The following is a 24,905-nucleotide window of genomic DNA, read 5'->3' as shown; positions in this document are numbered from 1 at the left end:
CTCCGTGGGGGGAGGTGGCGGCCGTGTGCTGGGGTGGTGTCAGGCGGTCAGGTCGATCGCGGGGATGGTCGCGGCGGGTAGGGCGAGTCGGGTGAGCCGCTCGGCGCTGTGTTCGGCGTCTGGCGTGGTGGTGTTGCCGGTGAGGGTGTGGAGTGCGGTGGTCCACCGGTGTTGGAGGGCGTTGATGAGGCGTGTTCAGGGCGGACTTCGTCGCGCGCGACCCTTCCGGCAACTGGGTGGCTGTCGAGGCCAAAACCGGCCGCGGTGCACGCATTACGCCGGGGCAGGCAACGGGGTATCCCGCGTTGAGCACGGTCGGTGCGATCGTCGACACGTCGAAGCTGCGGGGCTTCGGTTTCCCAAAGGGGGCCTCTGTGACGATGGGTATCGAGATTGACCTTTGGAGTTGTCCAGCATGTGGCTCTTGACGGAGCAGTTCCTGGCGCGGTTCACGGAACACGCCGCCACCGGGGGTTGGCGCGTTGATACGGTCGACGATGATGATTTTGCGGGCTTCACGCGTGAGGAAGGGTTGGAGGTCGAAGCCCAGTTCGGGCTGGATCTGACTCCGCGTGACTACGGTCTGTCGCTGAATCCGTCGCTGGGGGTGCGGCACCCGGGCGTTGATGATCTCGCGGCCAATTTGCTCGGTTTCGGTGGTGGTGCCGCTCAGGCTGGTGCCACGCTCGCGGATCTGGTGTACGAGGCCGGTCGTCGCGACCTGATGTGGGTCGTCGAGTCGGAGGAGGACGTCGCCCCTGTTGTACAGCGTCTGCTGGTGGACCTCGAAACGTACGGCGAACCGTTTTTCGAGCGGTTCACGTCACTGCCCGACCTCATCGACAACCTGGAACAGACTGCGACGACGACCGTGCCGTTCGCGCACCTCGCGGTCGCACACGCCATCAGCGGGAACACAGCGCGGGTGCCGGCGGTCCTGCGCCGTATGGCGGACTGGGCCGGACAACAGCCTCCGCTGGTAGCGCAACAGGCTAAACGGTTCCTGACCGAGTTCGGGGCCTACTTCGACATCGCGTGGAACTGAACCGCGGCAGTGAGGTGATCTCACCAAGCTCGGCTTAGGTGAAGGGCGTAGCGGTGGGATGGTTGGCTCTGTTGCTGGTGGGAGCCTGTGAGAGGTGGGCGGGGAGCCTCCTGGTAGGACTGGATTTGCGAAGATCAAGTCCGAGGTCAGGGCTCCCCGTGATTGCCTATCGTGCCATGCTCGACGTGCCGCGTGACCTCGCCCAGTACGGCAGCCGGTTGCTGCATGCCGAATGTCGTCGGCGCGGTACTCGCAAGAACAGCAAGGTTCTGACCTGCTTTTGGCAGGCGGTGCTGGGGTTGCGCTGGTTCCGGCAGAACGCCGAGGTCGCCGCGTTGGCGAGGGACCACGGAGTCTCCCGTGCCACCGGGTACCGCTACCTCGACGAGGTCATCGATGTGCTCGCCGACCAAGCACCGGATCTGCATGACGCCCTGGCCAAGGCCAAAGCCGACGGACTCGCGTATGTGATCCCCAACGGAAAGATCTTCTCTACTGACCGGTACAGCGAGAAAACCCTGAGTGTCGACGGGAAACAGATCGATCTCTGGTACTCCGGCAAGCACCGCGAGCCCGACGGCAACGTCCAAGCACTCTCCGAACCAGACGGTCTCCCGCGATGGGTGGCCGACGTCGAACCCGGCTCCACCCACGACCTGACCGCGGCCCGCGAGCACGTCCTCGGCGCCCTGTACTGGGCCCACTCCCAGCTCGACCTGCCCGCACTCGCCGACGGCGACTACGAAGGCGCGGGCATCGAAGGTCGGTGAGCTGTCCAGGAGACCGTGGTCCACGAGTACGACCAGGACGGTCTGCCGTCGAGGACGTACGGCGCCAGCACCTACGCCTCGGAGCACCTGTACTCCCCGTATGGCGAGTCGCTGCGGGTCACGCTGGGGACGAGTCCGAACAAGGTGTGGGTGAACGCCTCCTACGAGGAGGGTACTCGGAGGCTCGCGAACTTCGAGATCCGCCGGGACAAGACCGTCCAGCCGCAGGTCGCCAACCGGGCGTTCTCCTCATGAAGGCGGGCGGAGCCTACGTGCCGCTGGACCCCGAGCACCCGGCTGACCGGTTGGCGTACATGCTCACGGACACCGGTGCGGGAGTGGTGTTGACCCTGGAAACGTTGCGCGACAGGCTCCCTGCCACATTCCCCGGTCGCGTGCTGTGCCTCGACACCGAGTGGGCGGACATCTCCACCTCGCCGGGCACGTCACCGGGGTCGGGAGTGCGCGCGGAAAACCTCGTGTACGCGATGTACACCTCGGGATCCACAGGCCGTCCGAAGGGCGTCCTCATTACACATCGCGGCTTAAACAACTACCTGTGGTGGGCGATTGACGGCTACGGGCTGCCGTCGGGGTCCGCGACCCCCATGGTCGGTTCGATCGCCTACGACCTGTCGGTGCCGAACTTCTACCTGCCGCTGATCGGGGGCAGGACGGTGCACCTGTTGCCGGTGGTGGACCGGGTGCCGAACCTGGCGGCCCTGCTCGCCGCACCCGGCGACTTCAGCCTGCTGAAGATCACCCCGGGGCACCTCGACGTACTCCGGGCACTCCTGGTCGACCGGCGGGTGACCTCGGTGAACACCTTCGTGGTCGGCGCGGACGAAGTCCGGCCGGAGACGATCGTCGGCTGGCAGCGGATCGCACCGACGGCCACCATCATCAACGAGTACGGGCCCACCGAGACGGTGGTCGGCTGTTCGGTGTACCCGGTTGGTGAGAGTTTCGACCCGGCCGCCCCGGTGCCGATCGGCAAACCGATCGCGAATATCCGGATGTACGTGCTCGACGAGCAGCTCGACCCGGTGCCCATCGGTGTGACCGGCGAGCTCTACATCGGCGGGGACGGGGTGGCGCGTGGGTACCTCGGCAGACCGGACCTGACCGCCGAGCGTTTCCTGCCCGACCCCTACGCACCCGAACCCGGAGGTCGGCTCTACAGGTCGGGCGACCTGGCGAGACGTCGCCCGGATGGGGACATCGACTTCCTCGGCAGGATCGACCACCAGGTGAAGATCAACGGGTACCGCGTGGAACTGGGCGAGATCGAGGCGCGCCTGTTGTCGCACCCGGGGGTGTCCGAGGCGGTCGTCATCGCCCGGTCGGCACGGTCGGGGCACAAGCGCCTGGTCGCGTACCTCGTCGCGGCCCCGAGAGAAGCGCCGGGAACCGAGTCGGCCGAGTCCGGGGAGCTCGTGTCGTGGGTGTCGCGGGCACTCCCCGCACACATGGTGCCTGCCCAGTTCGTGCTGCTCGAGAGGATGCCGCTGACCCAGGCGGGCAAGGTCGACCGGACCGCCCTGCCCGACCTGGCCGGACAACGAGGTGCGCAACGGGGTTAGAACGCCTGGTCCAGCTCACCGACGCGGACCGCGGTGCGCAACAGCACGCGGGCACCGGCGACGAGGTCGTCGTCGCCGGTGCTCTCCTCGGGTACGTGGCTCGAGCCGCCACGGCTGGGGACGAAGAGCATGCCGACCGGTGCCACCGACGCGATGATCTGCGCATCGTGTCCGGCACCGCTCGGTAGGTCCGTCCTGGACAGCCCGAGGTCGTCGGCGGCGTCACCGATCGCCGCGCGCAGTCCCCGGTCGGCGATGGACCCCGGGTACCGGTCGGTGACCGATGCCTCGATCCGGGTACCGGTTCTGGCACCCACCTTGGCGAGCTCGTCCGCGAACGCGCGTTCGGCCTCTTGGAGCCGCGTCTCCGAGAGGTCGCGCAGGTCGACGGTCAACCGGACCACGCCGGGGATGACGTTGGTGACGTCGGGATCCACCTGGAAGCGACCGACTGTGGCGACTGTGCAGAGCCCTCTGCGGGCCACATCCTCCGCGGCGAGCACGACGCGGGACGCCGCGGCGAGGGCGTCTGCGCGGAGATCCATCGGCACTGTGCCAGCGTGTCCTGCTTCGCCGTGCACCGCCACCGTGATCACGGTGCGGCACGTGATGCCCTCCACGACGCCGATTTGGTCGCCACCGCGTTCCAGCACGGGGCCCTGCTCGATGTGCAGTTCCAGGTAGGCGCCGATCGAACCGGTCGCCCACTGCGCCGCCGTCACCGCGTCCGGATCACCGCCGACGGCACGCAACGGCTCGCGCAGCGAACCACCGGAGCGGTCCAGCAGTTCGTCGGGCGTGTACTGGAGTTCGCCGGTCACGGCGAGCGAACCCCAGAAAGGACAGGGGAAGAGAGCGCCCTCCTCGTTGGCGAAGGCGATGACGACCGGCTCGTAACGCATCCGCGCTCCGTGGTCGCCGAGCGACTGCAGCACCTCCAGCGCGGCGAGCACGCCATAGGCACCGTCAAGGGCCCCACCGTGGATGACTGTATCCAGGTGGGAGCCCATGAGCAGCGCCTGCCGCCGTCCGGGAGCGCTGTCCGGCTGGCGCACGACCAGGTTGCCCGCCTGGTCCACCGTCGCCACGAGGCCCGCCTGCCGCGCCTGCTCGGTCACGTAGGCGATGCCCTGCCGGTCCGCGGCGCTGAACCCGGGTCGAGTGACACCACCACGCGAATCCGCGCCGATCCTGGCCAGTTCCCGGATGCGCGTGAGCAGTCGGTGTCCGTCGATGTCTGGCAGCGACGAGGACGCTCCACTCGCCGCGCTTCTGCCGCCGTGGGCGGGGACAAGGTTCACGGTGCGATGATTCCGCGACCGGCGCGCTCACCACTATTGGCCATGAGACTAGGGTTTCCGCGTTGCCCGACCTGAGTCTAGTGCGCGGTCCCGCATCCGCCGGTGCACATCAGGTCATGCTCACCCCGCTCGGTCGGCGGCGAACCCGTGGGCGAGTCTGAGAAACCGCTGGACCATCGTGTCGACCGAGGAACGGTCGTAGAGGGCGGTGGCGTAGTGCCACCGGCACCGGAACGAACCGTCCGGCTGGTCCTCGGTGTCCAACGTCATGTCGTACTTCGACGTCGTGAACGGCAATGTGACAGGTTCGGCGCGCAGTCCGTCCACAGACCATTCGACGGTGCGTGCTCCTGGCACCCCGCTGCCGAAGGCTACCTGGAACAGCGGTGTGCGGCTCGTGTCACGCGGCGGGTTGACCGCCTCGACCACCTTCTCGAAAGGCGCGTCCTGGTGGGCGAGCGCGTCCAGCACCACCCGCCGGGTGCTGCCGACCAGTTCAGGAAAGGTCGGCGCGCGCACATCGTCGAGGCGCAGCACGATCGTGTTGACGAACGGGCCGACCGTGCCGGCAAGTTCCGGCAACGGCCTGCCGGACACCACGGTGCCGATGCTCAGGTCGTGCTGCCCGGTGACTTCTGCCAATGCTGCGGCGAACACCGAGAGCATCACCACGAACGGGGTCGCGCCCTGCGTGCTGCCGAGCCGCCGGAGCGTCCTGCCTGCCGGGGCGGGGACGTCGAACGTGACGACGTCCCCGCTGTCGGGCAGTACCGCTGGCCGCGGCCGGTCAGTCGGCAACCGCAGCGTTTCGGCGCCGGTGAGCCGGTTTCGCCACCACGAGAGCAACGCGGGCAGCCTGTCGCCGTCGAGCTCCGCTCGCTGCCAGGCCGCGAAGTCCGCGAACTGGAGGACGGGTGGCGCGGGTGGCGCCGCGCCGGACGAGGTGGCTCGGTAGGCCGTGCCGAGGTCGCGGCTGAGCACTCCCACCGACCAGCCATCCACCGCGATGTGGTGCACCGCCAGCACGAGGAGGTGCTCATCGTCGGCCACGCGCACGAGGTCGGCGCGTACTGGTGGTTCTGCCAGATCGAACGGCTGGTTCACCAGCGCCGTCGCGATCCGCACCGTACCGGTGACGGAAGCCGGTGTGGACGCGATGGCCAGGCAGTTCACGCTCCGGCCCTTCGACCTCCGCTCGGAGACGCCCTTCCGGGCCGAGGTTGTGCGCGTGTCGGACCACGACCACGCGCTCCTGTTCTCCTTCCATCACATCGCGACCGACGGCTGGTCCCTCGACATCTTCGAACGGGAACTAGCGGACGCCTATGCCGCGATCATCGCGACCGGGGCGTGGCAGCCCGGCGGGGAAGCGACCCAGTACAGCCGGTTCGCGCGCTGGCAGCGGACGACGCTGACTTCGGAGGTGGAAGGACGGCAGGTGGCCTACTGGCGAGCCGCGTTGCCCGCCGAACCGCAGCCCCCGTCGCTGCTGGCCACCCGCCGGTCGGACGTGATCGACTCCGGGCCTTCTCGCAAGCACGTCTGCGACGTACCCGTGGAGGTGCGAGCCGCGATCGAGTCGGTGAGCGCCGCATTCGACGTCACCTCGTTCGCCGTGGTGCAGGCGGTGGTGCAGGCGGTGGTGCAGGCGGTGGTGCAACGGTATTCGGCCTATCCCAACGTCGTGCTCGGCACGACGACACTCAACCGCAAGAAGCCGGAGTTCGAGTCGTGCCTCGGCTTCTTCGTCAACACGATTCCCCTGTACACCGACCTGTCCGACAACCCGTCCTTCGCAACGGCGCTCCGCCGGAGCAAACAGACACTGACCGGCGCACTGTCCCACGACGACATCCCGTTCCACCGGATCGTCGACGGTGTCCACGGGCAGTCGGCGCACGAGCGGGCGACCCTGTTCCGGGTCGTCGTCGAGCAGCAGCCGCTCACCGCCGCCGGCGAACGCCGGTGGCGGGACATCACCACCGAGCTGACCGGTTTCGACGACAAGGGCGCGAAGGTCGACCTGGCCTTCTTCTTCCTCACCGGCACGGATTCGCTTCGCCTGCTCGTCGAGTACGACTCGGCGCTCTTCGACGAGACGATGGTGACCGGTCTGGTCCGCGCCCTGTTCACTCTGATCCTGTCCGGCGCTGGCAACCCGGACACGGCCATCGCGGACCTCGATCTTCTCGACCAGGACGGCGCTCGCCTGATGCGCACAATCCGACGCGGTGCACCACCACGGGACGTGCCGCCGGTCAGCGACATCATCCGAGGGCTCGGCCGGCTGCACGGACCGAGGATCGCGATCCAGGCACGCGACGAGGTGCTCACGTTCGCCGAACTCGTGCGCCGCGCCGAGGGGGTCGCGAGCGAACTGATCGCCCGTGGGCTGCGTCCCGGTACGTTCGTCGGAGTGGCTGCCGACCGTTCGGTGCACTCCATCGTCGCGGTGCTCGGCACCTGGCTCGCCCGCTGCGCCTACGTGCCGATCGACCCGGCGCTGCCCGCGGCACGCCGACGGCGGATGGTCGGCGACGCGCGGATACCGGTCGTGCTCGGGTCCGTTTCCACCGCGGACGGACCTGTCCTGGACGTGCGTGAACTGACCGGTGACCGCCGGCACGATCTCCCGGTCCGCACCACCGAGCCCGAGGACATCGCCTACGCCATGTTTACCTCGGGCACGACCGGAAGGCCGAAGGCCGCGCTGGTCACCCACGCGAACCTGGCGAACCTGATCCAGGGGTTGGAGGAGACGTGGGAGGTCGCCGACTGGAGCACCGAGGTTGTCTCCCTCAACGCGCCCCTCGTCTTCGACGCGTCCGTCCAGCAACTCGTCGCTCTGCTCGGTGGGGCGAAGGTGGTGATCGTGCCGGAGGCGGTGCGCCTCGACCCGGAGGACATGCTCGACTACCTCGCCCGCTCGGCGGTCACGCTGCTCGACTGCGTGCCGTCGCAGCTCCAGCTGCTGGTGGAGAACGGTTTGCTCACGCGCGCGGACCTGGCTCTGCGGCGGATCGCCACGGGTGGGGAGGCGTTGCCCGCCTCGCTGTGGGCACCACTCGCGCAGGCGCAGCACCTGCGCGTCTATAACGTCTACGGACCGACCGAGACCACAGTCGACGCGACGTGCCAACGAGTACACGCCGACGTCACGCGTCCTGCGATCGGCGTGGAGCTGCCCGGCGTGTCGTTGTTCATCGCCGACGAGCGACGGCGACTCGTGCCCTACGGCGCGGTGGGGGAGTTGTACATCGGTGGCGGCGGAGTTGGCCCGGGGTACCTCGACGAACCGGAACTCACCTCGGCGCGGTTCGTCGACGCCCCGTGGGGACCGGACGGGGAACTGGTTCGCGTCTACCGCACGGGCGACAGAGCCCGGCTCTGCCAGGGCGGTGCGGTGGAGTACCTGGGACGGCTCGACAACCAGGTGAAGATACGTGGTCAGCGGGTGGAGCTCGGCGAGATCGACGCCACGCTCGACAATCACGCGTCGGTACACGCCGCCGTGACACTCGCGGTGGACGACGGCGAACGCGGCGCCTCCCTCCACGCGTTCGTGGTCGTCGATGAGGGCGGTGTGGACGACGGCGGTCTTCGGCAGCACCTGCTCGGCACGTTGCCGGAGCACATGGTGCCCGCGCACATCCACCGCGTATCGCGACTCCCCGAAACGGCGGCAGGCAAGGTGGACCACGCGGCCCTGCGGGAGCTCGCCCGGTCCTCCTCGGCGCCACCCACACCGGAACCCGTGCTCTCCGCGCCCGCTGACCCGGTCGAGCGTCAGCTCGTCAACGCCTGGCGGGACGTTCTCGGCATCGCCGAGCTGAACGTGGATTCGCACTTCTTCGAGATGGGCGGGCACTCGGTCACCGCGGCCCGCCTGATCGCCCGGGTGCGCCACGCGTTCGACGTGCCGGTCACCTTCGGCCACCTGCTGCGTGCGCCCACACCACGTGGGCTGGCCGCACACGTGCGGTCACGTGGTCGTGGGAAGGCGACCCGCTCCCGCACCCGGCGGCGGCACGTCGTCGAACTGGTCGCTGCTCGCGATGACGCCCCCATCGTCTGCCTGCACCCCCTCGGGGGAGACGCGAACGTGTACCGGCATTTCGTGTCCGCGCTTCCGGTGCCCAAGACGGTCTACGGCGTCTTCGACGGTGCCACGGACGGGGGGCCCGGACGACGTGGCCGACACCCGAGGCCATGGTGCGCGGCTACTCCGACGAGATCGCCGGTGTCCTCGCCGGGCAACCGTGCCACCTGGTGGGATGGTCGATGGGCGGGTTACTCGCCCACGCCGTCGCCGGAGTACTCGAAGAGCGCGGAGCGACGGTGTCCTCCGTCTCGCTCTGGGACTGCGGCTTCTCGGCCGCACGCGACATCCGTCCGTCCACACCGGACTGGATGGAAGGTGCTGTCTCGGTGCTCGCGTCCCTCGTACCCGACGGGGAGGAGAAAGTGGATCTGCGTGCGACGCTGCGAGCCCACGGCGGCCCGGCGGAGAGGCACCTCGGGCAATGGGTGTCGGCTGCGGCCACGTCGTTGTGGGGGGACGGGGTCGCGGTCGACACCGACGTGCTGGAGGACAGGGTGGTCGTGGCCGCGCTCCACCGTCACCTGTTCACCGGCTGGCGGCCCGGCGTCGTGGCGGCACCGCTGTCGGTCGCGTGGGCCCGGCACTCGCTCGACCACGGTCTGGTCACACAGGTCGACTGGAGTGTGCACACGAAGTCCACCGTGGACGAACGCGAGGTCGAGGGCACGCACTATTCGATCGTTCGCCCGCCAAACGTCACGCAGCTGGTGGACATGCTCGTTGACGCCCTGGGTGTCCGGACGGCGAGGGGGGTGCGGTGAACGGGGGCCGGAACGACGACCGCCGCGTGGTGATCGTCTACGATCTCGGCGCCGCGGTCCCGGTGGACATCCTCACCAGTTTGCACGGTGTGGCCGCCCCGGTCTTCGTACTGCCGGACTCTGCCTACGGCCGCAGGATCGCGACGATGCTGGACGGGATCGCGGAGGTGGCGGGCGAACACGAGCTCGCGGAGCTCGAGCCGGACGGGATCACCACGTTCAGCGACTTCCAGATGGACACGACGGCTCGCCTGGCCGAGTCCCTCGGTCTGCCGTTCCACTCGACGGAGGTGGCGGCCGACATCACCCGGAAGTTCCGGCAGCGAAGGGTGCTGAACGACGCGGGCGTGGGTGGTACGCCGACCGCTCTCATCACCGACCGGGTGTCGGCGCTGCGAGCTCTCGACGAGGTGCCGTTGCCGGCCGTGCTCAAACCGAACCGGGGGGTGGGCGGCAGGAACACCTACCTGGTGGAGTCGCGCGAGCAGTTGCTCCGGCTCGTCGGCGAGCACATCGGCGGTGTCGTGTGCGCTGACGACGATGGTTACGTGCTGGAAAAACGTATGGTCGGGCAGCCGGCCGATGAACCGTGGGCCGGGTACGTGTCCGTCGAATCGATGGTCCGGTCCGGGGTGGTGACCCACCTCGGCATCACCGGCAAGTTCGCGCTGAGCCCGCCGTTCCGCGAACACGGCGGTTTCGTGCCGCCGCGTCCTGGTCAGTTCGACGAGGACGTCCTGTTCGAGTTCGCTGCTCGTGCCCTGACGGCGCTTGGCATCCGGGACGGCGTCTGCCACACGGAGATCATGCTGACCGCCGACGGCCCGGAGATCATCGAGGTGAACGGCCGCTCCGGCGGGAACATCTATGACCTCTTCCTGCGCGGTCACGGGGTCAACCTGATCGAACTGGGCGTCCGCATCGCGCTCGGGGACACACCCGAGGTCGCGCCGCGCACCCCGGAGGAGGTGGTCTTCCACTACTTCGGACTGGCGCCGCTGTCCGCCCGCAGGCTGACCGCGGTGCCGGGGCTCGAGAACGTACGTGCCATGCCCGAGGTCTCGCGGCTCGACCTGAACGTACCGCCGGGAGCGGAACTGGACTGGCGGCGGGGGTTCCGCGAACGCGTCTACTCCTGCCGCGGGTCCGTGCCCTCCCACGGGGAGCTGGCCGGGTTCCTCCCCACCATGCGGCGGACGCTCGACGCGAGATACGACTGACCGAGTGTGTGATGAGGAGTGAGGGCTGGTGGCAGTGGGCTCCGGAAATGGGTTGAGCATCGTGATCTCCTCGACCGCGTCCGACACGCACACCTGGAACCTCGTGTTTCTGCGGATGTACCTCGAGGAGCTCGGACACGACGTCGTCAACCTCGGCCCGTGCGTGGCGGAGGACGAACTTGTGCCGGGATGTCTGGACGCCAGGCCCGACGTGATCGTCCTCAGCTCCGTGAACGGGCACGGGTTCCGGGACGGCCTCCGCGCGATCGCACGGATCCGGGAGCACCCGGACCTGCGCGGTGTGACAACGGTGATCGGCGGCAAGCTGGACGTGGCGGCACTCACCGCCGACCAGGAGCGGGCACTCGCGGACGCGGGTTTTGACGCGGTCTTCTCCGACAGTCACCCGGGTGGGTCGTTCGTTGCGTTGCTCGCCGGAGTCCGTGCCGAACTCGCTTCATGAGCGAACAGTCCGTGTCCTTCGGTGAGTTCGTGCGCGGCAGGTACGCCGCGGGTGACTTCGTGGTCCAGCCTCGCATGGGGTTCGCCGGCATCGACGCGATGAGGGCCGGACTCCTCGCTACCCGCCAGGCGGCACGTGCCACCGTCGGGACGATCACCGTCGACAGCTACACCCGTACAGGAGATCTCCGGGCCGCTGCCACTGTGCTGCGCGACGGCGGCGACCTCAACGGCTTCCCGCTCGTCGCGCACGGAGGGGAGGCGACCCGGGAAATGCTGGCCGGCGTGCGAACCGCGACGTTCCCCGTGCAGGTTCGCCATGGTTCTCCCCGGCCGGAGGCGATCGTGAGGACCCTGGTGGCCGCCGGCCTGGATGCCACCGAGGGCGGACCGGTGTCGTACTGCCTGCCGTACGGGCGTACGGCGTTGACCGACGCTGTGCGCGCGTGGGCCGACGCGTGCCGGTTCATGGCTGACACCGCGGCGTGGCCCCACCTCGAGACCTTCGGGGGATGTCTCCTCGGCCAGCTGTGCCCGCCGGGGTTGCTGGTCGCGGTGAGTGTGCTGGAAGGCATGTTCTTCCGGCAACACGGCCTGCGCAGCGTGTCGCTGAGTTACGCACAACAAACCAACCCGGAACAGGACATGGCAGCCATCGCGGCGCTCCGCGCGCTGGCTGGGGAGTTTCTTCCGGATGTGGATCATCACATCGTGGTCTACACGTACATGGGCCGTTTCCGAGGACGCGGCGCGGAGCGACTCTCCTGCTCACAGCCGCGGCGCGACTAGCACGTGCGGGAGGTGCGGCGCGCCTGATCGTCAAGACCGTCGCCGAGGCGCACCACATCCCCACCGTCGCGGACAACGTAGCGGCCCTGAGGCAGGCGTCCGAGACGGTGCGGCGAGCGGTGCCGGACCCACCTCCGTGCACGGTGGACAACGAGATCCTCCACGAGGCGCGCCTCTTGATCGGTACCGTGCTCAACCTGAGCGGAGACATCGGTCATGCCCTCGAAACGGCAGTCGGCCGAGGCGTCCTCGACATCCCGTACTGCGTGCACCCGGACAACGCGGGCCGGTCACGGTCGTACGTCGACGCGCAGGGGTGGTTGCGGTGGGCCGACACCGGCGCGATGCCGCTTCCCCGCCCGACCGGAGCGGGGCGGAAGGTCCCGACTTCGTCGGAGCTGCTGACCGCGTTGTCCTATGTGGAACGCACGTTCGACGGAGTTCCGGTGCTTCGCCGGCCGGCAGGGCTCCCGTTGGCGAGCGAGGCAGGCGGCTGACCACCTCCGGCGACGGCTCGATCGTCCGCGTCGCGGACCAGCAGCGCGATCTGTACCCGGTTATCGAGCGCCAGCTTGACGAATAGGTTGCCGGTGTGGACTTTCACGGTGGCGACGCTCGAACCCGAGCGCGCCGGCGTGCAGTGCGCCGAGCACCAAGTCGTCGGAGTCGAACGTCGTCAGCACGAGCACCCCCGGCGGCAACGGCTGATCGAGGGTCTCGCAGGTGGCGCTGAGGCCGTCGCGGCCGGGCATCCGCACGTCCATCAGCACGACGTCCGGCCGGTGCTCGTCCACTGCGGTGATCGCGGCGTCGCCGTCCTCCGTCTCCGCGACCACGGTCGGTCCGGTTCGCCGCCGACGACCAGTCGCAGCGCCATCCCGCACCAGTTGTCGTCGTCGACGAGAACAACCCCGCACCGGCTGCCGCTCGCTCGCAACTCACACCCCAGGGCAGTTGTGCTCGATGACCGCAAGCACGTACAGGCGGGTGCCGGTCAGGGTGGATGTCTCGAAGAAGTCGCAGGCCAGTAGTGCGTCGGCTTGGGTGCGGAGGAAGGTCGACCAGGTGGTGGAGGTGCGTTTGTTCGCTGGGTCGATTCTGGCGTCGTTGAGTATCTGCCAGACGGTGGAGGCGGCGACCTTGATGCCGAGGACGAGTAGTGGTTCGCCGTGGATGCGACGGTAGCCCCAGGCAGGATTCTTCCGTGCCAGGCGCTGTGTCAGGAGCCGGATCGAGCGTACGGTCCGAGGGCGGCCGGGACGTCTGGAGCGGGATCTGGCTGCGTGGCTGCGCGCGACGAGGTTGCGGTGCAAGCGAAGCACCGTTTCAGGGCGTATCAGCAGTCGGAACCGACGAAGCGTCTCTGCTGGGAGTCGGTGCAGCAGTGCCGCGAGGAAGGCTCGGTCGCCGGGGGAGAATTGCGGTCGGGTCTTGCCCAGTTGGCGTTCCAGGACTGTGATCTGGTGGCGTAATACCAGGATCTCGACGTCTTTGTCCCGGTCGCCCATGGGCAGCAGACGTAGTAGGGCGAATGCGTTGGTCACGCTCAGGTAGGTCAGTCGGGTCAGCACGACCGGCCATCATGCCGTCCTGGCTGACAGCATCCAAGGATCATGACCGTTTCCGTGCAATGTCTCGGCAGGCCTGTGACCTGCGCGGATGAGGTTATCGGCAGGCACGACGTCAACACGCAGAGTAGTCCCACTTACCGGCCACGAATCTGCGATGCCAGGCGAGCAGGGTGCCCGGCGCCACCGGGAAGACCTCCCGCCACCGCCGACGATCCACCAATCCGGACAAGGCGGCAAACCAGATCCAATCCGCAGGGTCATAGCGGACCGGACCGCCAATTGCCGACGTAGGACCACGTTCTCGTGCCGCAACACGAGCAGTTCGGCATCCTTCGCAGCCTCCCTGCGCAGCAGCACCGACGGACCTGACAGCAACCTCCGGGTCACCTTGTACAACAGAGACACGACCACCCCGCCATACTCCCAGGACAGCGTCACCCTCGCTCTACCAGCAACGATGACTTTTCGAGCGGCACACCGACGACCCGGCCCGCTACCCGACCGACGACTACTGCTGAACCGCGTGCACAACCAAGCAGCACTCGTCACCTCCTACTACTGCGGCCTCCCCGATCTGGCGCGACAGTGGTGCCACCACCAGGTGAGGGCAAGGAGAGCAGGCGTCCGCAATCATGGACGCTCTGTCACTGCGGTCTCGGCTCGCACCGATACCGACGTCGATGGCATCGAGATCCCTGCGGACCTCACCGACTCAGTCGAAACGCCGCCTGCGGCCTCTACCTCAGCCATCCTGCCTGCCCCAGGCATCGAACTATGGCATCAACTGTACAGCGCGAGCGCAATCGGGCGCGCATATGTCGAGGACTTCAAGGCAGGACTCCCGGACGCCCGGGTCACCAGCCAATGCCTCACGAACCAAGAGCCATCCGCCCTCAGTTGCAGCCACCATGCACCGTCGACCGAGATCGTTACCGCGGAAGCTGGCGGCGTGCACGAGGTGGAAGAGCAGGTCAAGGACTGCATTCCGGACACCAACTGGAAGCGGCTCGGCTAGCGCTGCAAGGAGGACGCGGATCGTCGGCTCGGCGGCACTGAACACGTCATCTTGCGCGAAGACCTGGTTCTCCATGGCTTGCCAGAGTTCGCCACGCGCAGCGGTCGCGTTGGGCGATACGAATGCGGCGAGGCGCTCACCGAACCCATGAGCAGGGCCGGTCATCAGCTCGAACTCGGCCCAGTTCACCGATCGGATAAGGAACTGTGCAAGTGTTACTGGGGTGTGGCTCACCGTCCCCACGCTCCTCCAGGATCTGCTCCGGTACCTCGCGGGAAGATCGAGGGCGGATACTTTGGCTGACACTGAACGCAGACGTTAATGGGCTGCCACGTGATCTCACCAGAGGTGGGGTCTTTCCGCCAGCCAAAAGGTCTGCTCATCGGACCTCCGGGCGCGAGTCCTTGAGCCACGTCCTCGGCGTGAAGCCCAGGGCGCGACCCGACGGTCACGATCGTCCCATCCGGCTTCCGGACGCTGATGTAGACAGCACTGGTCCGATCACGAACCCCAGAGGGCTTCAGAACCGGCGCGGGGTCGGGTACCTCCTTTGCAGCCGTTCCGCCAGCGGCGCTGGCTCCTCGGCCAATGGGGATAGCAAGGAGTGCAGCTTCGGCGATCGTCCACAGTGCATCCCATCCGTTGGCTTTTTCGTTGCCGACGGTGTAGGACCATTCGCAGAAGCCGGGGTGGGCGCGGGCACCGCCACTGTTGCATTGGTAGGTGGCCCAGTTGGCTACAGCCTGCTGGTATGTGTCTCCTGGTGCCATTGGGGTTGGCATGCCAATGGACATGCTGTGTTGCATTTCCTCGGCGGTGGGGAGGCGCATCCCGTGGATGATCGGCTGGTTGGAGCCATCGCCGGTGCCGGTTTTCCATTGATAGAGCAGTTTCTGCTCTTCTTCGGAGTGGCCGGAGCCAGATGGGCCGCAGTAGCCGTTGGTGGAGTAGCTGCATCCGACGCTGTTGCCTGCTGCTGAGTCCGGGTCGTAGAGGTTGCAGGAGTCGCAGTAGTGGCCGTCGATTTCGATGCCGGTGATGGGGTTGCCGCCGGCCATGGTGTAGCGGTTGCCGGTCCAGGTGTTGGTACCGAGGTTGAGGTCTGCGAGGGCGCCGTTGTAGGTGTCGCGGACGGTGAAGCGGTTGATGCCGGGCTGGTAGTCGCGAAAGCCCATGTCATAGCCGCCGGACGCCGGGTCGAACCGTTTGCCGGTGTAGCGGTAGAAGTTGAAGGGCTCCTTGCCCGGGTTCTGGGTGTCCGGCTTGTCGATGCCGGTGAACGACTCTGTGTCGTTGTTGCCGTAGGCGGTGTAGCCGTAGGTGGCTTTGGTGTTCCCCGCCTGCGTGGTGAGGGTTTCGACGTCGGTGTGCGGGTTGTAGCCGTAGTAGGAGTCTTCGGCTACTTTCGGGCCGGCGCCGTCGGTGTCCTTGGTGGACTGGGTGAGGCGGCGGCCATAGGCGTCGTACTGGTAAGTGCGATCGAGTTGCCCTGCGATCTCTTCGGCGACGACCTTGTCGGTGAGACCGAGGTAGGCGAAGTCGGTCGTCTTCGCCTCCGACGTGCCCGCCTTGTCGGTCTTCGACGTGGTGCGATCGAGCGGGTCATAGACGTAGTTCGTCGAGGTCAGCCCGCCGCCACTGCCGCGTTTGCGGTGGGTGGTGGTGCGGTCGAAGCCGTCGTAGACGTACTGCTCGATGGTCTGGCCGGTGGAGATGACGGTGTCGAGGCGGCCGAAGGGGTCGTAGTTGTAGGCCGCGGTGCTGCCGCCGCTCGTGGTAGTGACGAGGCGGTTGCGGTCGTAGGTGAACTGGGTTTGGGTGCCGTCGACGGTCTGGTCGATGACGTTGTTGTTGGCATCGTGCCGGTAGGTCTCGGCCTCGACCACCGCGCCGCTGATCGGGTTCTTCTTCTCGACCTGGGAGAGTCGTTCGCGCGGGTCGTAGGTGTAGGCGTAGATGTGGTCGAGGTAGGCGGCGTGGTTGTCCGCGTTCTGGATCTTGGTGTGGTCGGTGGCTCGGTGGCCGTTGGGGGTGTATTCGATGAGGTGCTGGGCGACCAGGGTGCCGTCGGTCTTCTTCTCGACCTGGGAGGCGAGGGCGCCGTCGAGGTGGTAGCCGTGGTCGACGGTGTTGCCGTTGGCCTTGGTTTCGAGGTCGATCTGGCCGCGGGGGGTGTAGGTGAAGGTGGTGGCTTTGGGGGTGGCGCCGGTTTCGGTGTTGGTGACCTTGGACAGGAGGTCGCGGGTGTTGTAGTCGAATACCGCGTCCTGGCGGTCGTGGTCGCGGGTGTGGATGGCGCCGTTCTCGTTGTAGGTGAACAACGTGGTGTTCTTGATGGTGGTGGCGAGTTTCTCTTCGACCTTGGTGAGCTGGTTGAGCCCGTTGTAGCCCATCTGGTAGGTGTCGATGGGGGTGCCGGGGCTGGCGTCGGTGAGGGTGGTGAGGTTGGCGTTGGCGTCGTAGGCGTGGGAGAACGTCTTGGCCTCGTTGTCCGGGACACCCGTGTTGTCGCGGACCAGCTTCACGGCATCCGCGAGCAGGTCCCCGGGCGCGACGTCATCGGAAAGCTCGACCTTGGCGGCTGTGCCCGCGGTGAGTTGGTGGCGGCCGAGGCTGACCCAGGTCCCGCCGCCCTGGGTCTGGTTGACGTTCTTGGATGTCCGGCTGCTGCCGGTGTCGACCGTGTAGGTGCCGAACTGCGCGCCGTTGGCGGCGACCGGGTAGCGGACGAAGACCTCGTAGGTGCCGTCAGCGGGGACGACCGGGTTCCAGGTGAACGTGCCTGCCGGGGCGCGGCCGTAGTCGTAGCCGTGGTAGCCGGTGCCGGAGGTGTCGCGCACCGTCACGTCCTCGCCCGGACCGATGAAGGAGACACGCGGACTGTCGGAGTTGTCAACCACGACTTCCTGCTTGCCGACCGGGATGCCACTGTCGCTACGGGACTTCAGCTTCCCGTCTGGGTAGTAGTCCCAGATCATCGTGCGGTCGCTCGAACCGCCCGCGCTGGTCAGCGTGCGCAGGGTCTGCTGGCCGAGTGCGTTGTAGTCGTAGCGGGTCTCAATCCCCCACGGATCCGTTGACGTCCGCTGCCAGCCGTTGTCGAAGTAGGAGTACTTCGTGACGTTGCGGACCGTCTGCCCCGCCGAGGGCGGCATGGAGACCTCGGCGAGGTTGCCGACCGGGTCGTAGGTGTAAATCGTCTTGTCCGGGGTCTTGATCTCGGCGTGGTCCCGGTCGAACGGAGTCAGCTGCTCTTTGGGACGGTTGAGCTTGTCGTAGATGGTCTCGGCGACGAAGTCGTCCGCGTCGTCAGTGGTCTCGACACCGCGAGGGGTGATCGTCTTGGTGCGGTTGCCGACTTCGTCGTAGACGAACTGGGTCACCCGGGTGACGCCGGTCCTGTGCGGAACGCGGGCCTCGACCAGGCTGGCGCGTTCGTCGTAGACCAGCGTGGTGGTGTTGTTCTCCGCGTCGGTCTGCGCGACGACGTTGCTATCGAGGTCGTAATCAACCTTGGTGACGTTGCCATCCGGATCGGTGGTCGTGCGCTGCCGGTGGTTGCGGTCGTAGATGACCTTCGCGGCGTAGTCGTCGGTGTCCGCGGTCGCGTTCTTGCGCGGATCAATGAGAGTGGTGACGTTGCCGACGTTGTCGTAGCGCCAGGTGGTCTTGTTGCCCGCGGCGTCGACGGTGTCGGTGAGCTGATAGATGGGGTCGTAGGTGTAGCGGGTGACGTAGTCGTTCAGGTCGGCCGGGGTGAGGGTGCCCAGTGGCTCGGTTTGGGTGAGGAGGTTGCCGACCTTGTCGTAGGTGAACGCGGAGACGCGCGCCGGTCCGGTCGGGGTGTCGCGCGGCGCGGTGACCGTGAGCGGCCGGTCCATGGGGTCGTAGGTCGCGGTAGTCACCGCGCCGTTGGGTGCGGTCGCCTGCTCGATGTTGTCGTTGGCGTCGTAGACCGGCGCGAGAGTGGTGATGTAGGCCGCCGCGTCCTGATCCTTCGGCATGCGGGTCTCGAGTGGACGGCCGAACGTGTCATAGGTGGCGCTGGAGGTCTTGCCCCGGGCGTCGGTCAAGGAGGTGGGGTTGCCGCGCGGGTCGAGCACCATCGTCGAAATATGGGTCAGCGGGTCGGTGGTGCTGCGCGGGAACCCCGTCGGGTGGTAGTCGCCGTACGTGGTGGTGTTGTTGTTGGCGTCGGTGACTGTCTGGAGCTGGCCGTACTGGTCGTAGGTGTGGACGGTTTGGTAGTCCCCCACCTCGGGGGTGGCGACGCCCTTGGGGTCCGTGACGTGGGTCAGGTTGCCCTTGGCGTCGTAGGCGAACACCCATTTGCGGCCCTCGGGGCTGGTCTTCGATGCCAGTTCAGCCGTGTAGCCACCCAGCCCGGTCTGGTAGGTGAGGACGGTGGCCGGGGTGTTGTTGGCGACCGCCTCGGCGTCCCGTATTTCCAGCGGGTACCCGGTTTTCGGGTCGTACCGCCACGTCGAGACGGCTTCGTTGGCTTCCTTGAGCGATATGACGTTGTGGTCGCCGTCCCACTCCAGGGTGGTCGTTTCGTTCTTGGCGTTGACCGAGGTGACCGGGCGGCCGAAGCCGTCCATGTGGTAGCGGGTGGTGTGGTTTTCGGCGTCGGTGACGGTGGCGTCCATCTCCGCGCCCTGCGGCCCGTCCGGATCGGAGTAGGTGAACGTGGTGGTGTTGTTCCGCCGATCGGTGATCGTGTGGACTTTCCACTTGTCTTGCGGGTCCACGGGTGCGGTGTAGTAGGTCAGGTCGGTGTGGTTGCCGCGCGGGTCGGTGACGCGCACGAGTTTGACGTTCTTGTTGCCTTGGGTGGCGTCGTAGTCGAAGTGGAACGGTTTCGGCTGGCCGCTACCGGCGCCGTCGACCACGTCGGTGAGGAGGCCTTTGTCGCTGTAGGCGAAGGTGAGGGTGCGGCCGGAGATGTCGCGGATGGACTTGACCTGGTCGATGATGTGCGGATTCTGCGTGTCCGTTTTGGTGTGGTAGTCGAGCACCATCGTCTGGCGCCCGGCTGGGTCGGTGACGTAGGCGAGGAACTTGCGTGGCTGGTTGTTTGACTTCCGCTCGGTGTAGGTGAACGACTGCTCGTTGCCGTTGCGGTCCCGGACCGCCGTGAGCCAGCCTTCGGTGTCGAACCAGAACTCCGTGCGGTCCGGGGAGGTCATCACCCACCGCCGGGAGGTGTCCTCGCCTGCTTTGCGCTGCAGGTACAGGTGCACGCCCTTCGGGCTGACGTAGGTCCACGTCGCGGGGTCGACAGAGCCGTGTTTGTCCAGCAGGAACACGTGGGTGGTGCCGTCGCCGTCGGGCAGCGTGACCCGGGACGGATAGTCCTGGCCCTTCGGGTGCAACTCGAGCGAGGCGCCCAGCCGGACGAGGCCGGAGGCGGCGAGGGACCAGCCGTAGCCGGTGGTGGTGGTGGCGGTGTCGAGGCTGTTGTAGGTCAGGCGGAGGAAGGTGTTGAGGCCGCGGCCTGGGTTGGTGAACGCGTCGTAGGAGAACACCACGTTGCCCGCGTACTGGTTCACCAGCAGGTTGCTGCCCGCACCCGTCGCGGTGCCGGAGTAGGAGTAGAACTTCTCCAGCCCCAGCTGGTCGGAGGTCGGGTCCTCGACCGACACGTTCTGCGGCAGTGCGGGTGGGCCGCCAGTCGCGGACAGCCAGGCGCCGGTGGTCTTGTTCCGCAGGTCCCACGAGAGGACCTGCTGCTCACGCATGTTGTTCTCGACACCCTGCAGGGTGGTCTTCACACTCGCCGCCACCGTGACCGTCTGCCCGGGCGCGATGTCGGCGGGCAGTGCGGTGTCGATCCGGTTGGTGCCGGTGATGTCGGTGCCGTCCGGCAGCGCCCACCGCTGCGACAGCGCGTAGTCGGCGGCCCGCCACGTCGCCGTCGTGGTGTTCGTGACCGTCACCGGCACGGTGCGCTGCTCGTCGGACACCATCCGCACCGTCGGCGTGTCCGGCGCGTGATAGGTCAGCTCCGCCGTCGGGGCGGTGTAGGTGACCGTCAGGCTGGGCCGCAAACGCACCTCGGGCGCCTCACCGGACAGCATCAAGACCCGCTGCTTCGCCGCACCGGCCTCGTCCCGCACCTTGAGCAGGTAGCCGTGGTTCGACGCGGGGTTGTCCACCCAGCCCTGCACCACCGCGGCGTTCTCCCAGATGTGCATAAACGGCTGATTCGGGATGCCCACGACCTGGTCCAAACGGGCACCGAAATCGCCACCGGGCGTGGTCCATGCCGTCGCCGTGGAAGCCCGGGCCCAGGTGGCCTGGTTCTCCACGAACGGTTTCGACAACGCGTGCGCGTCGAAGGTGGCGCCGCTGCCCTCGGAGTAGAACCCCCACACGGTCATGTCGGCGTCCACGATCCGCGCCCCCGTAGGCAGTGCCGCGTTCAGGTTGTCGAACCGCACCAGCGCGCGGGTGTTGCCGTAGGTGGTGGAGTTGTTGCCCACCATCAGCCACGGCTGCCCGGTGAGCACCTCCAGGTTCGTCGTCGGCGTGCCCGAGGCGATCGTGGTGTCCGCCGCGCTACCGGTGAACGTGTGCGTGATCAGACCCGCCTTGGGGAGCCGGACGAGCTGCGTCGGGCCCGGGATCAGCTGCCCGTCCCGGGTCTTGGCCGCGACCATGTAGTAGTAGGCGTTGCCGAACGGATCCGGGTCATCAGCCGGGGTCGGCGCCGCAGTCGTGTCGTTGAACGAGGTCGCGGACCCGGGCAGCGGCGCGATCAGCGTGGACCGCGAAGGCGTGAACGTCTGGAACACCGTGCGGTGCACCTGCAACTCGACCACGTCATCGTTCGGGTCGCCCGGGGTCGGGTCCACATAGGATGGCCACGACAGGTTCGCGCCCGTCGCGGTCACCGTCGCGGGTGGCTGCAGGTCCACACTCGGGCGGCCGTAGGTGAGCACCAGTTTCGGCCGGTTCACCGTCTCGCCGTTGTAGGCGTACTCCGCCGCCTGGTACACCGCCCCGCCACGACCCAGCGTCTCGTCGGTCGCCTTCACCATCACACCGTGGTTCGCCGTTGGTGTCGACACCCACGACTGGGCGATGTTGCGGATGTCCAGCTCGTGCCACACGTTCGCCTTGTTCGCCTGCTTGACCACAGTGGACAGACCAGCCTCGGCGAACGCGGTGTTGATCGAGTTCCAGGTGACCGTGTCCTCAGCCCAGGACTGGGTGACCCGCCGGGCCTCGATCGTCACGTTGTTCGCGCCGGTGTGCAGCTCGTTGTCGTAGTACAGCCGCAACTTGGCGCCCGTCAGCGCGGTACCCGCGGGCACTGTCGAGGTGTCGAAGCGCAGCAGGGAACGTGCACGCCCCCACGGGTCGGTGCCCACCGACAGCGAGTACAGCGCGCCGTCCGCCCGGGTCGGGGTGTCCGACCAGATCTGCGCGTCCTGTCCCGTCGTCGGCGTCGGCTCAACCCGGATCGTCGGGTCGATCCGCACCGGATACTCACGGTCCGGCGCGTCCAGCCACGCCTTGTCCGCACGCACCGTCACCGTCACGTTCGCGCCCCGCTGTTCCACGGACTGGGTGACCTTGTCGCTGAACCGAGTGCCCGTCGGCGACTTCGCATCCGGAGCGCTGTCGGTCATGAACGGCCGCGGGAACACGAACACCGGCGGCCCGTCCGGTGTGTCGGTGGAGAAGAACCCGATCGATCCGTCCGCCTGCTCACGCGCCACCACACCGGCGGTGCGCACCGTGAACTTGAACGTCGGGTCATCCACCCGGCCGGCGAGAACGATGTTCTCCTTCACACCTTCCGGCGTGACCACGTACTCGACATCCGCGCCGTCGAACACACCCGGATACGTGACCGTCGCGCCCTCCACCCTCGGCGCGACCGGCCGGCCCTTGCCCACGGCACTCAGCGCGACTTGCCGCCCGCCGTGCTCGAAACGCACCAGCTGATCGGTCCGATCACCAAACCGCACCACGGAGTTGTTGCGGTCACTGGCAAACCGGTACCCGTCCCGCGCCGACTCCCGCACCGACAGGTCGATGTCCCGCCACGCCCCCGACGCGTCCCGGTACCTCTCCGGCTCCGGCGACACCTCCGCCTCGAACGTCCCATCCGACATCGCGAACACCCGCGTCGACGCCGACGCCCGCTCCGGCACCTCCCGCACCCGACGCGGCGGCTCCTTCGGCTCACCCGTCCGAACCGGAACTGCCGCTGCCGCCGAGCCGGTGCCCGGTTCCGCTGACGCGGCCGCAGGTCCCGAGAACAACCCACCCAGCCACTGCCACACCGACGACGCGCCCGGCCACTGTCCACTCGAGAACGGCTGCCCCACCGGCGAACCGACAAACACGAACGCGACAACCACGATCAGCAAAACGACACGCGAAAGCGCGCCGCGTGAACGCGACGACAACATGTGAGACCCCCAGGTCCGGGTACTACGGCGAGGTCAACCACCCACCAACAAGCAGGCAGTTCCGAAAATGAGCAAACCCCACACCCCTACCCCACCGAACCCACCAAACAGCCCAACCCGAAAGTCGGTTCACCGCCACCAAACGGACCAGCTCACCCACACAGACCACCCGGCGCACACCGAAGAAGGCACCCACCCGAATCCCTTACGACCAAACGAGTGAGAGCGACATCGCGCACCTCACCCTGGCCTCCAATGGACCGCTGTGGAAACGATCGCCGACGCTAACCAAGGTTCGGGAAGGCGTCTCGCCCGAAGGATACAGAGCAGCTTTACCGTCTATGGCGCCCAAAGCATCACAAGCGTCACATCGGTCTTCCAGCCACACGACCGGACTGCCTTCTTTGGAGCCGCGGCTGCCGCGGGAATCATGCCGCACGCTCCCCCGACTCGGCGCCCGGTTCGCCGGAACGACAGGACCAGGGCGAGCAGCCGTCCGGGACCCCGTCCTCGTCGCGGTCCTCACGGACATCACGGTCGTCGCGGACGGCGTCACGTGCCGCGGCAGCGGTGACCAGCCGCAGGCCGTCTGTTCTTCGGGGGTGCGTCGAGGTCGACCTGGTCCAGGGGTGTGCAGGAGCGGTGCAGGAAGTACTGTCCACGCAACTCCTGGCCCTGCTTGGTGGCGTGTGGGTGGCCGTGGCGGATGGCGCGGTCGAACTCGACCGCTCCCGCCCAGCCGTCCGGGTCGTGGTCGCGCACCCAGCGCCAGCCCGCGTTGCCGTGGAACGGGCACCCGACACAGGCTGACTTCACGGTCTCCCCGAAATCCCGCTCGGCGAGGAACTCCCTGCTCTGGGCCCGGTCGAAGCCGAGATCGATCAGCGGGAAGACGTTGCGCAGGAACCGCAGCCCGGAGTCCTTAGCGCGGGTGAACTCGTCGGTGCTGATGCCGATGGCCTGCTCGGCGTACACCCCGCGGGGCACCCGTCGCGGATGCGGATATCCCAGCAGCTCCCGCGCGGCCTTCTTCAGCGGATTGATCTTGTACTCGCTGGTGCTTATCTGCACCACAGCGTCGAGTCGGGACTGGCCCGTCCACTTGGGCGCGGTTTCGTGACCTCTGGGGCACCGCCGAGGTTGTCGGAAACCTGGTGGCTGCACGACTCGCCGGCGTGCAATGATCTGGCTATCCCGACAACCGGCGTCCCGGGACGCCCGAGGCTCGTTGAGCCGAACCGGTGGGAGTAAGAGGCGGTAGGCGGGAGGCCCGCAGGCGAGGCGCGCGGTCCGCGTCCCGAGTAGTCCCCACCGGACCCGGTGTACTGTGATGGCGTCAGCGGAGAGATTGAACAGCGGATGAAATACGTCAAGGTGGAGGCCACCGGGACCGGCGATTTCCTTGACCCTGACAGATATCTTGGTCTGTTGCCCACGTTGGTCAACGTTCTTCCGCCTGGGGCACGAGCATTTTCTGTCGATCCTGATCATTACAACTTCTTCAGCCGACGGTGTGTCAAGGACCTCAAGCCCGACACGCTGCTGCGCGGAGAGACCGTTGGCGAAGATTGGCTGCAACTTGGCTTCCGCCACAACTGCTGGAAGCACGAGGAAGACTTGAGCATTCGCTATCTCGGCATCAGCAGTCTCAGCCTCGACACGATCAACGAGCTCGACTGGGCCAGCTTCCATGCGGTCACGCTGGACGAGATCCTGCCTCACAAGCACGGATGCAGCCATGAGATTGGCTTCCTTGACAGATCGCTCACCGTCGTCAGTCGTGACTTGATCGCCACCTGGACCGAGGCCGACTGCCCGGACAAGCCGCCGCGTAGCTGACCTGGTCGCTTCAGCTGGCGA

15 protein-coding genes and 2 pseudogenes are annotated in these 24,905 nt (G+C 67.3%); 11 read left to right on the top strand and 6 right to left on the bottom strand.

The genetic code is table 11. The features are described 5' to 3' along the window. Nucleotides 1-424: 424 nt before the first annotated feature. The 4 genes from ACFPCV_RS25780 to ACFPCV_RS25765 all read left to right on the top strand — a co-directional run bounded on the left by ACFPCV_RS25780 (nt 425) and on the right by ACFPCV_RS25765 (nt 3,398). Nucleotides 425-1,045, top strand: a complete 621-nt coding sequence (locus tag ACFPCV_RS25780) for a hypothetical protein (protein WP_378058914.1) — start codon at nt 425-427, stop codon at nt 1,043-1,045. A 158-nt stretch (nt 1,046-1,203) separates the two neighbouring features. Further along, entirely contained in the window at nt 1,204-1,815 is a 612-nt protein-coding gene (locus ACFPCV_RS25775; RefSeq protein ID WP_378058913.1) for a transposase family protein, read from the top strand. A gap of 15 nt (nt 1,816-1,830) precedes the next feature. Next, nucleotides 1,831-2,070: a hypothetical protein gene (locus ACFPCV_RS25770; protein ID WP_378058912.1), complete on the top strand. Its 240-nt coding sequence runs from the start codon at nt 1,831-1,833 to the stop codon at nt 2,068-2,070. After that, nucleotides 2,067-3,398, top strand: a complete 1,332-nt coding sequence (locus tag ACFPCV_RS25765) for an amino acid adenylation domain-containing protein (RefSeq protein ID WP_378058911.1) — start codon at nt 2,067-2,069, stop codon at nt 3,396-3,398. The genes ACFPCV_RS25770 and ACFPCV_RS25765 overlap by 4 nt, the downstream gene beginning before the upstream one ends. Here ACFPCV_RS25765 and ACFPCV_RS25760 read toward each other — a convergent pair. Both ACFPCV_RS25760 and ACFPCV_RS25755 read right to left on the bottom strand, forming a co-directional pair. Beyond that, a complete protein-coding gene (locus ACFPCV_RS25760) occupies nt 3,395-4,699 on the bottom strand; it encodes a Zn-dependent hydrolase (RefSeq protein WP_378058910.1) in 1,305 nt (434 codons plus the stop codon). The two genes, ACFPCV_RS25765 and ACFPCV_RS25760, sit on opposite strands and share 4 nt — an antisense overlap. A gap of 120 nt (nt 4,700-4,819) precedes the next feature. Then, nucleotides 4,820-5,872, bottom strand: a complete 1,053-nt coding sequence (locus ACFPCV_RS25755) for a condensation domain-containing protein (protein ID WP_378058909.1) — start codon at nt 5,870-5,872, stop codon at nt 4,820-4,822. Between ACFPCV_RS25755 and ACFPCV_RS25750 the strand changes: the two are divergent. From ACFPCV_RS25750 to ACFPCV_RS25730, 5 genes and pseudogenes are all read left to right on the top strand, one after another. Next, a pseudogene (locus tag ACFPCV_RS25750) lies at nt 5,856-8,618 on the top strand (non-ribosomal peptide synthetase); the annotation flags it as partial. The gene ACFPCV_RS25755 and the pseudogene ACFPCV_RS25750 sit on opposite strands and share 17 nt — an antisense overlap. Nucleotides 8,619-8,770: 152 nt before the next feature. Continuing rightward, nucleotides 8,771-9,562 carry a thioesterase domain-containing protein gene (locus ACFPCV_RS25745; protein ID WP_378058924.1) on the top strand — a complete coding sequence of 264 codons (792 nt, stop codon included), beginning with the start codon at nt 8,771-8,773 and terminating at the stop codon, nt 9,560-9,562. After that, complete coding sequence (locus tag ACFPCV_RS25740; RefSeq protein ID WP_378058925.1) at nt 9,559-10,782, top strand: ATP-grasp domain-containing protein; 1,224 nt, start codon at nt 9,559-9,561, stop codon at nt 10,780-10,782. The genes ACFPCV_RS25745 and ACFPCV_RS25740 overlap by 4 nt, the downstream gene beginning before the upstream one ends. A gap of 28 nt (nt 10,783-10,810) precedes the next feature. Then, nucleotides 10,811-11,245 (top strand): cobalamin B12-binding domain-containing protein, encoded by a 435-nt coding sequence (locus ACFPCV_RS25735; protein WP_378058908.1) that lies wholly within the window; start codon nt 10,811-10,813, stop codon nt 11,243-11,245. Next, nucleotides 11,242-12,530: pseudogene (locus ACFPCV_RS25730) on the top strand (methylaspartate mutase). The gene ACFPCV_RS25735 and the pseudogene ACFPCV_RS25730 overlap by 4 nt, the downstream one beginning before the upstream one ends. A 60-nt stretch (nt 12,531-12,590) precedes the next feature. Here the strand turns inward: ACFPCV_RS25730 and ACFPCV_RS25725 are convergent. Both ACFPCV_RS25725 and ACFPCV_RS25720 read right to left on the bottom strand, forming a co-directional pair. Further along, nucleotides 12,591-12,869, bottom strand: coding sequence for a response regulator (locus ACFPCV_RS25725; protein WP_378058906.1), 279 nt, complete (start codon nt 12,867-12,869; stop codon nt 12,591-12,593). A 102-nt stretch (nt 12,870-12,971) separates the two neighbouring features. After that, on the bottom strand, nt 12,972-13,604 hold the full coding sequence (locus ACFPCV_RS25720) for a hypothetical protein (RefSeq protein WP_378058905.1): 633 nt from the start codon (nt 13,602-13,604) through the stop codon (nt 12,972-12,974). A gap of 523 nt (nt 13,605-14,127) precedes the next feature. Between ACFPCV_RS25720 and ACFPCV_RS25715 the strand changes: the two genes are divergently transcribed. Beyond that, nucleotides 14,128-14,619 carry a hypothetical protein gene (locus tag ACFPCV_RS25715; protein WP_378058904.1) on the top strand — a complete coding sequence of 164 codons (492 nt, stop codon included), beginning with the start codon at nt 14,128-14,130 and terminating at the stop codon, nt 14,617-14,619. Nucleotides 14,620-14,849: 230 nt separating this feature from the next. Here ACFPCV_RS25715 and ACFPCV_RS25710 read toward each other — a convergent pair whose 3' ends face one another. Both ACFPCV_RS25710 and ACFPCV_RS25705 read right to left on the bottom strand, forming a co-directional pair. Then, nucleotides 14,850-22,793: a DNRLRE domain-containing protein gene (locus ACFPCV_RS25710; RefSeq protein ID WP_378058903.1), complete on the bottom strand. Its 7,944-nt coding sequence runs from the start codon at nt 22,791-22,793 to the stop codon at nt 14,850-14,852. An 804-nt stretch (nt 22,794-23,597) separates the two neighbouring features. Further along, nucleotides 23,598-24,119, bottom strand: a complete 522-nt coding sequence (locus ACFPCV_RS25705; protein WP_378058902.1) for a hypothetical protein — start codon at nt 24,117-24,119, stop codon at nt 23,598-23,600. 285 nt (nt 24,120-24,404) lie between these two features. On the opposite strand from ACFPCV_RS25705, the gene ACFPCV_RS25700 reads away from it, so the two are divergent. After that, the gene (locus tag ACFPCV_RS25700; RefSeq protein WP_378058901.1) at nt 24,405-24,884 is read left to right on the top strand and encodes a hypothetical protein; all 480 of its coding nucleotides are present in this window, start codon (nt 24,405-24,407) and stop codon (nt 24,882-24,884) included. Nucleotides 24,885-24,905 lie beyond the last annotated feature (21 nt).

It is taken from the genome of Actinophytocola glycyrrhizae, from assembly GCF_042653545.1.
GTDB classification, from domain to species: Bacteria; Actinomycetota; Actinomycetes; order Mycobacteriales; family Pseudonocardiaceae; genus Actinophytocola; species Actinophytocola glycyrrhizae.
The sequence above is the reverse complement of the archived record's forward strand: the minus strand, read 5'-3'. Positions and strand labels throughout refer to the sequence as shown.

Excerpts from the sequence above, each read along its gene's own strand:
- ACFPCV_RS25765 (WP_378058911.1), top strand. The coding sequence starts at position 2,067 with ATGAAGGCGGGCGGAGCCTACGTGCCGCTGGACCCCGAGCACCCGGCT.
- ACFPCV_RS25700 (WP_378058901.1), top strand. The coding sequence starts at position 24,405 with ATGAAATACGTCAAGGTGGAGGCCACCGGGACCGGCGATTTCCTTGAC.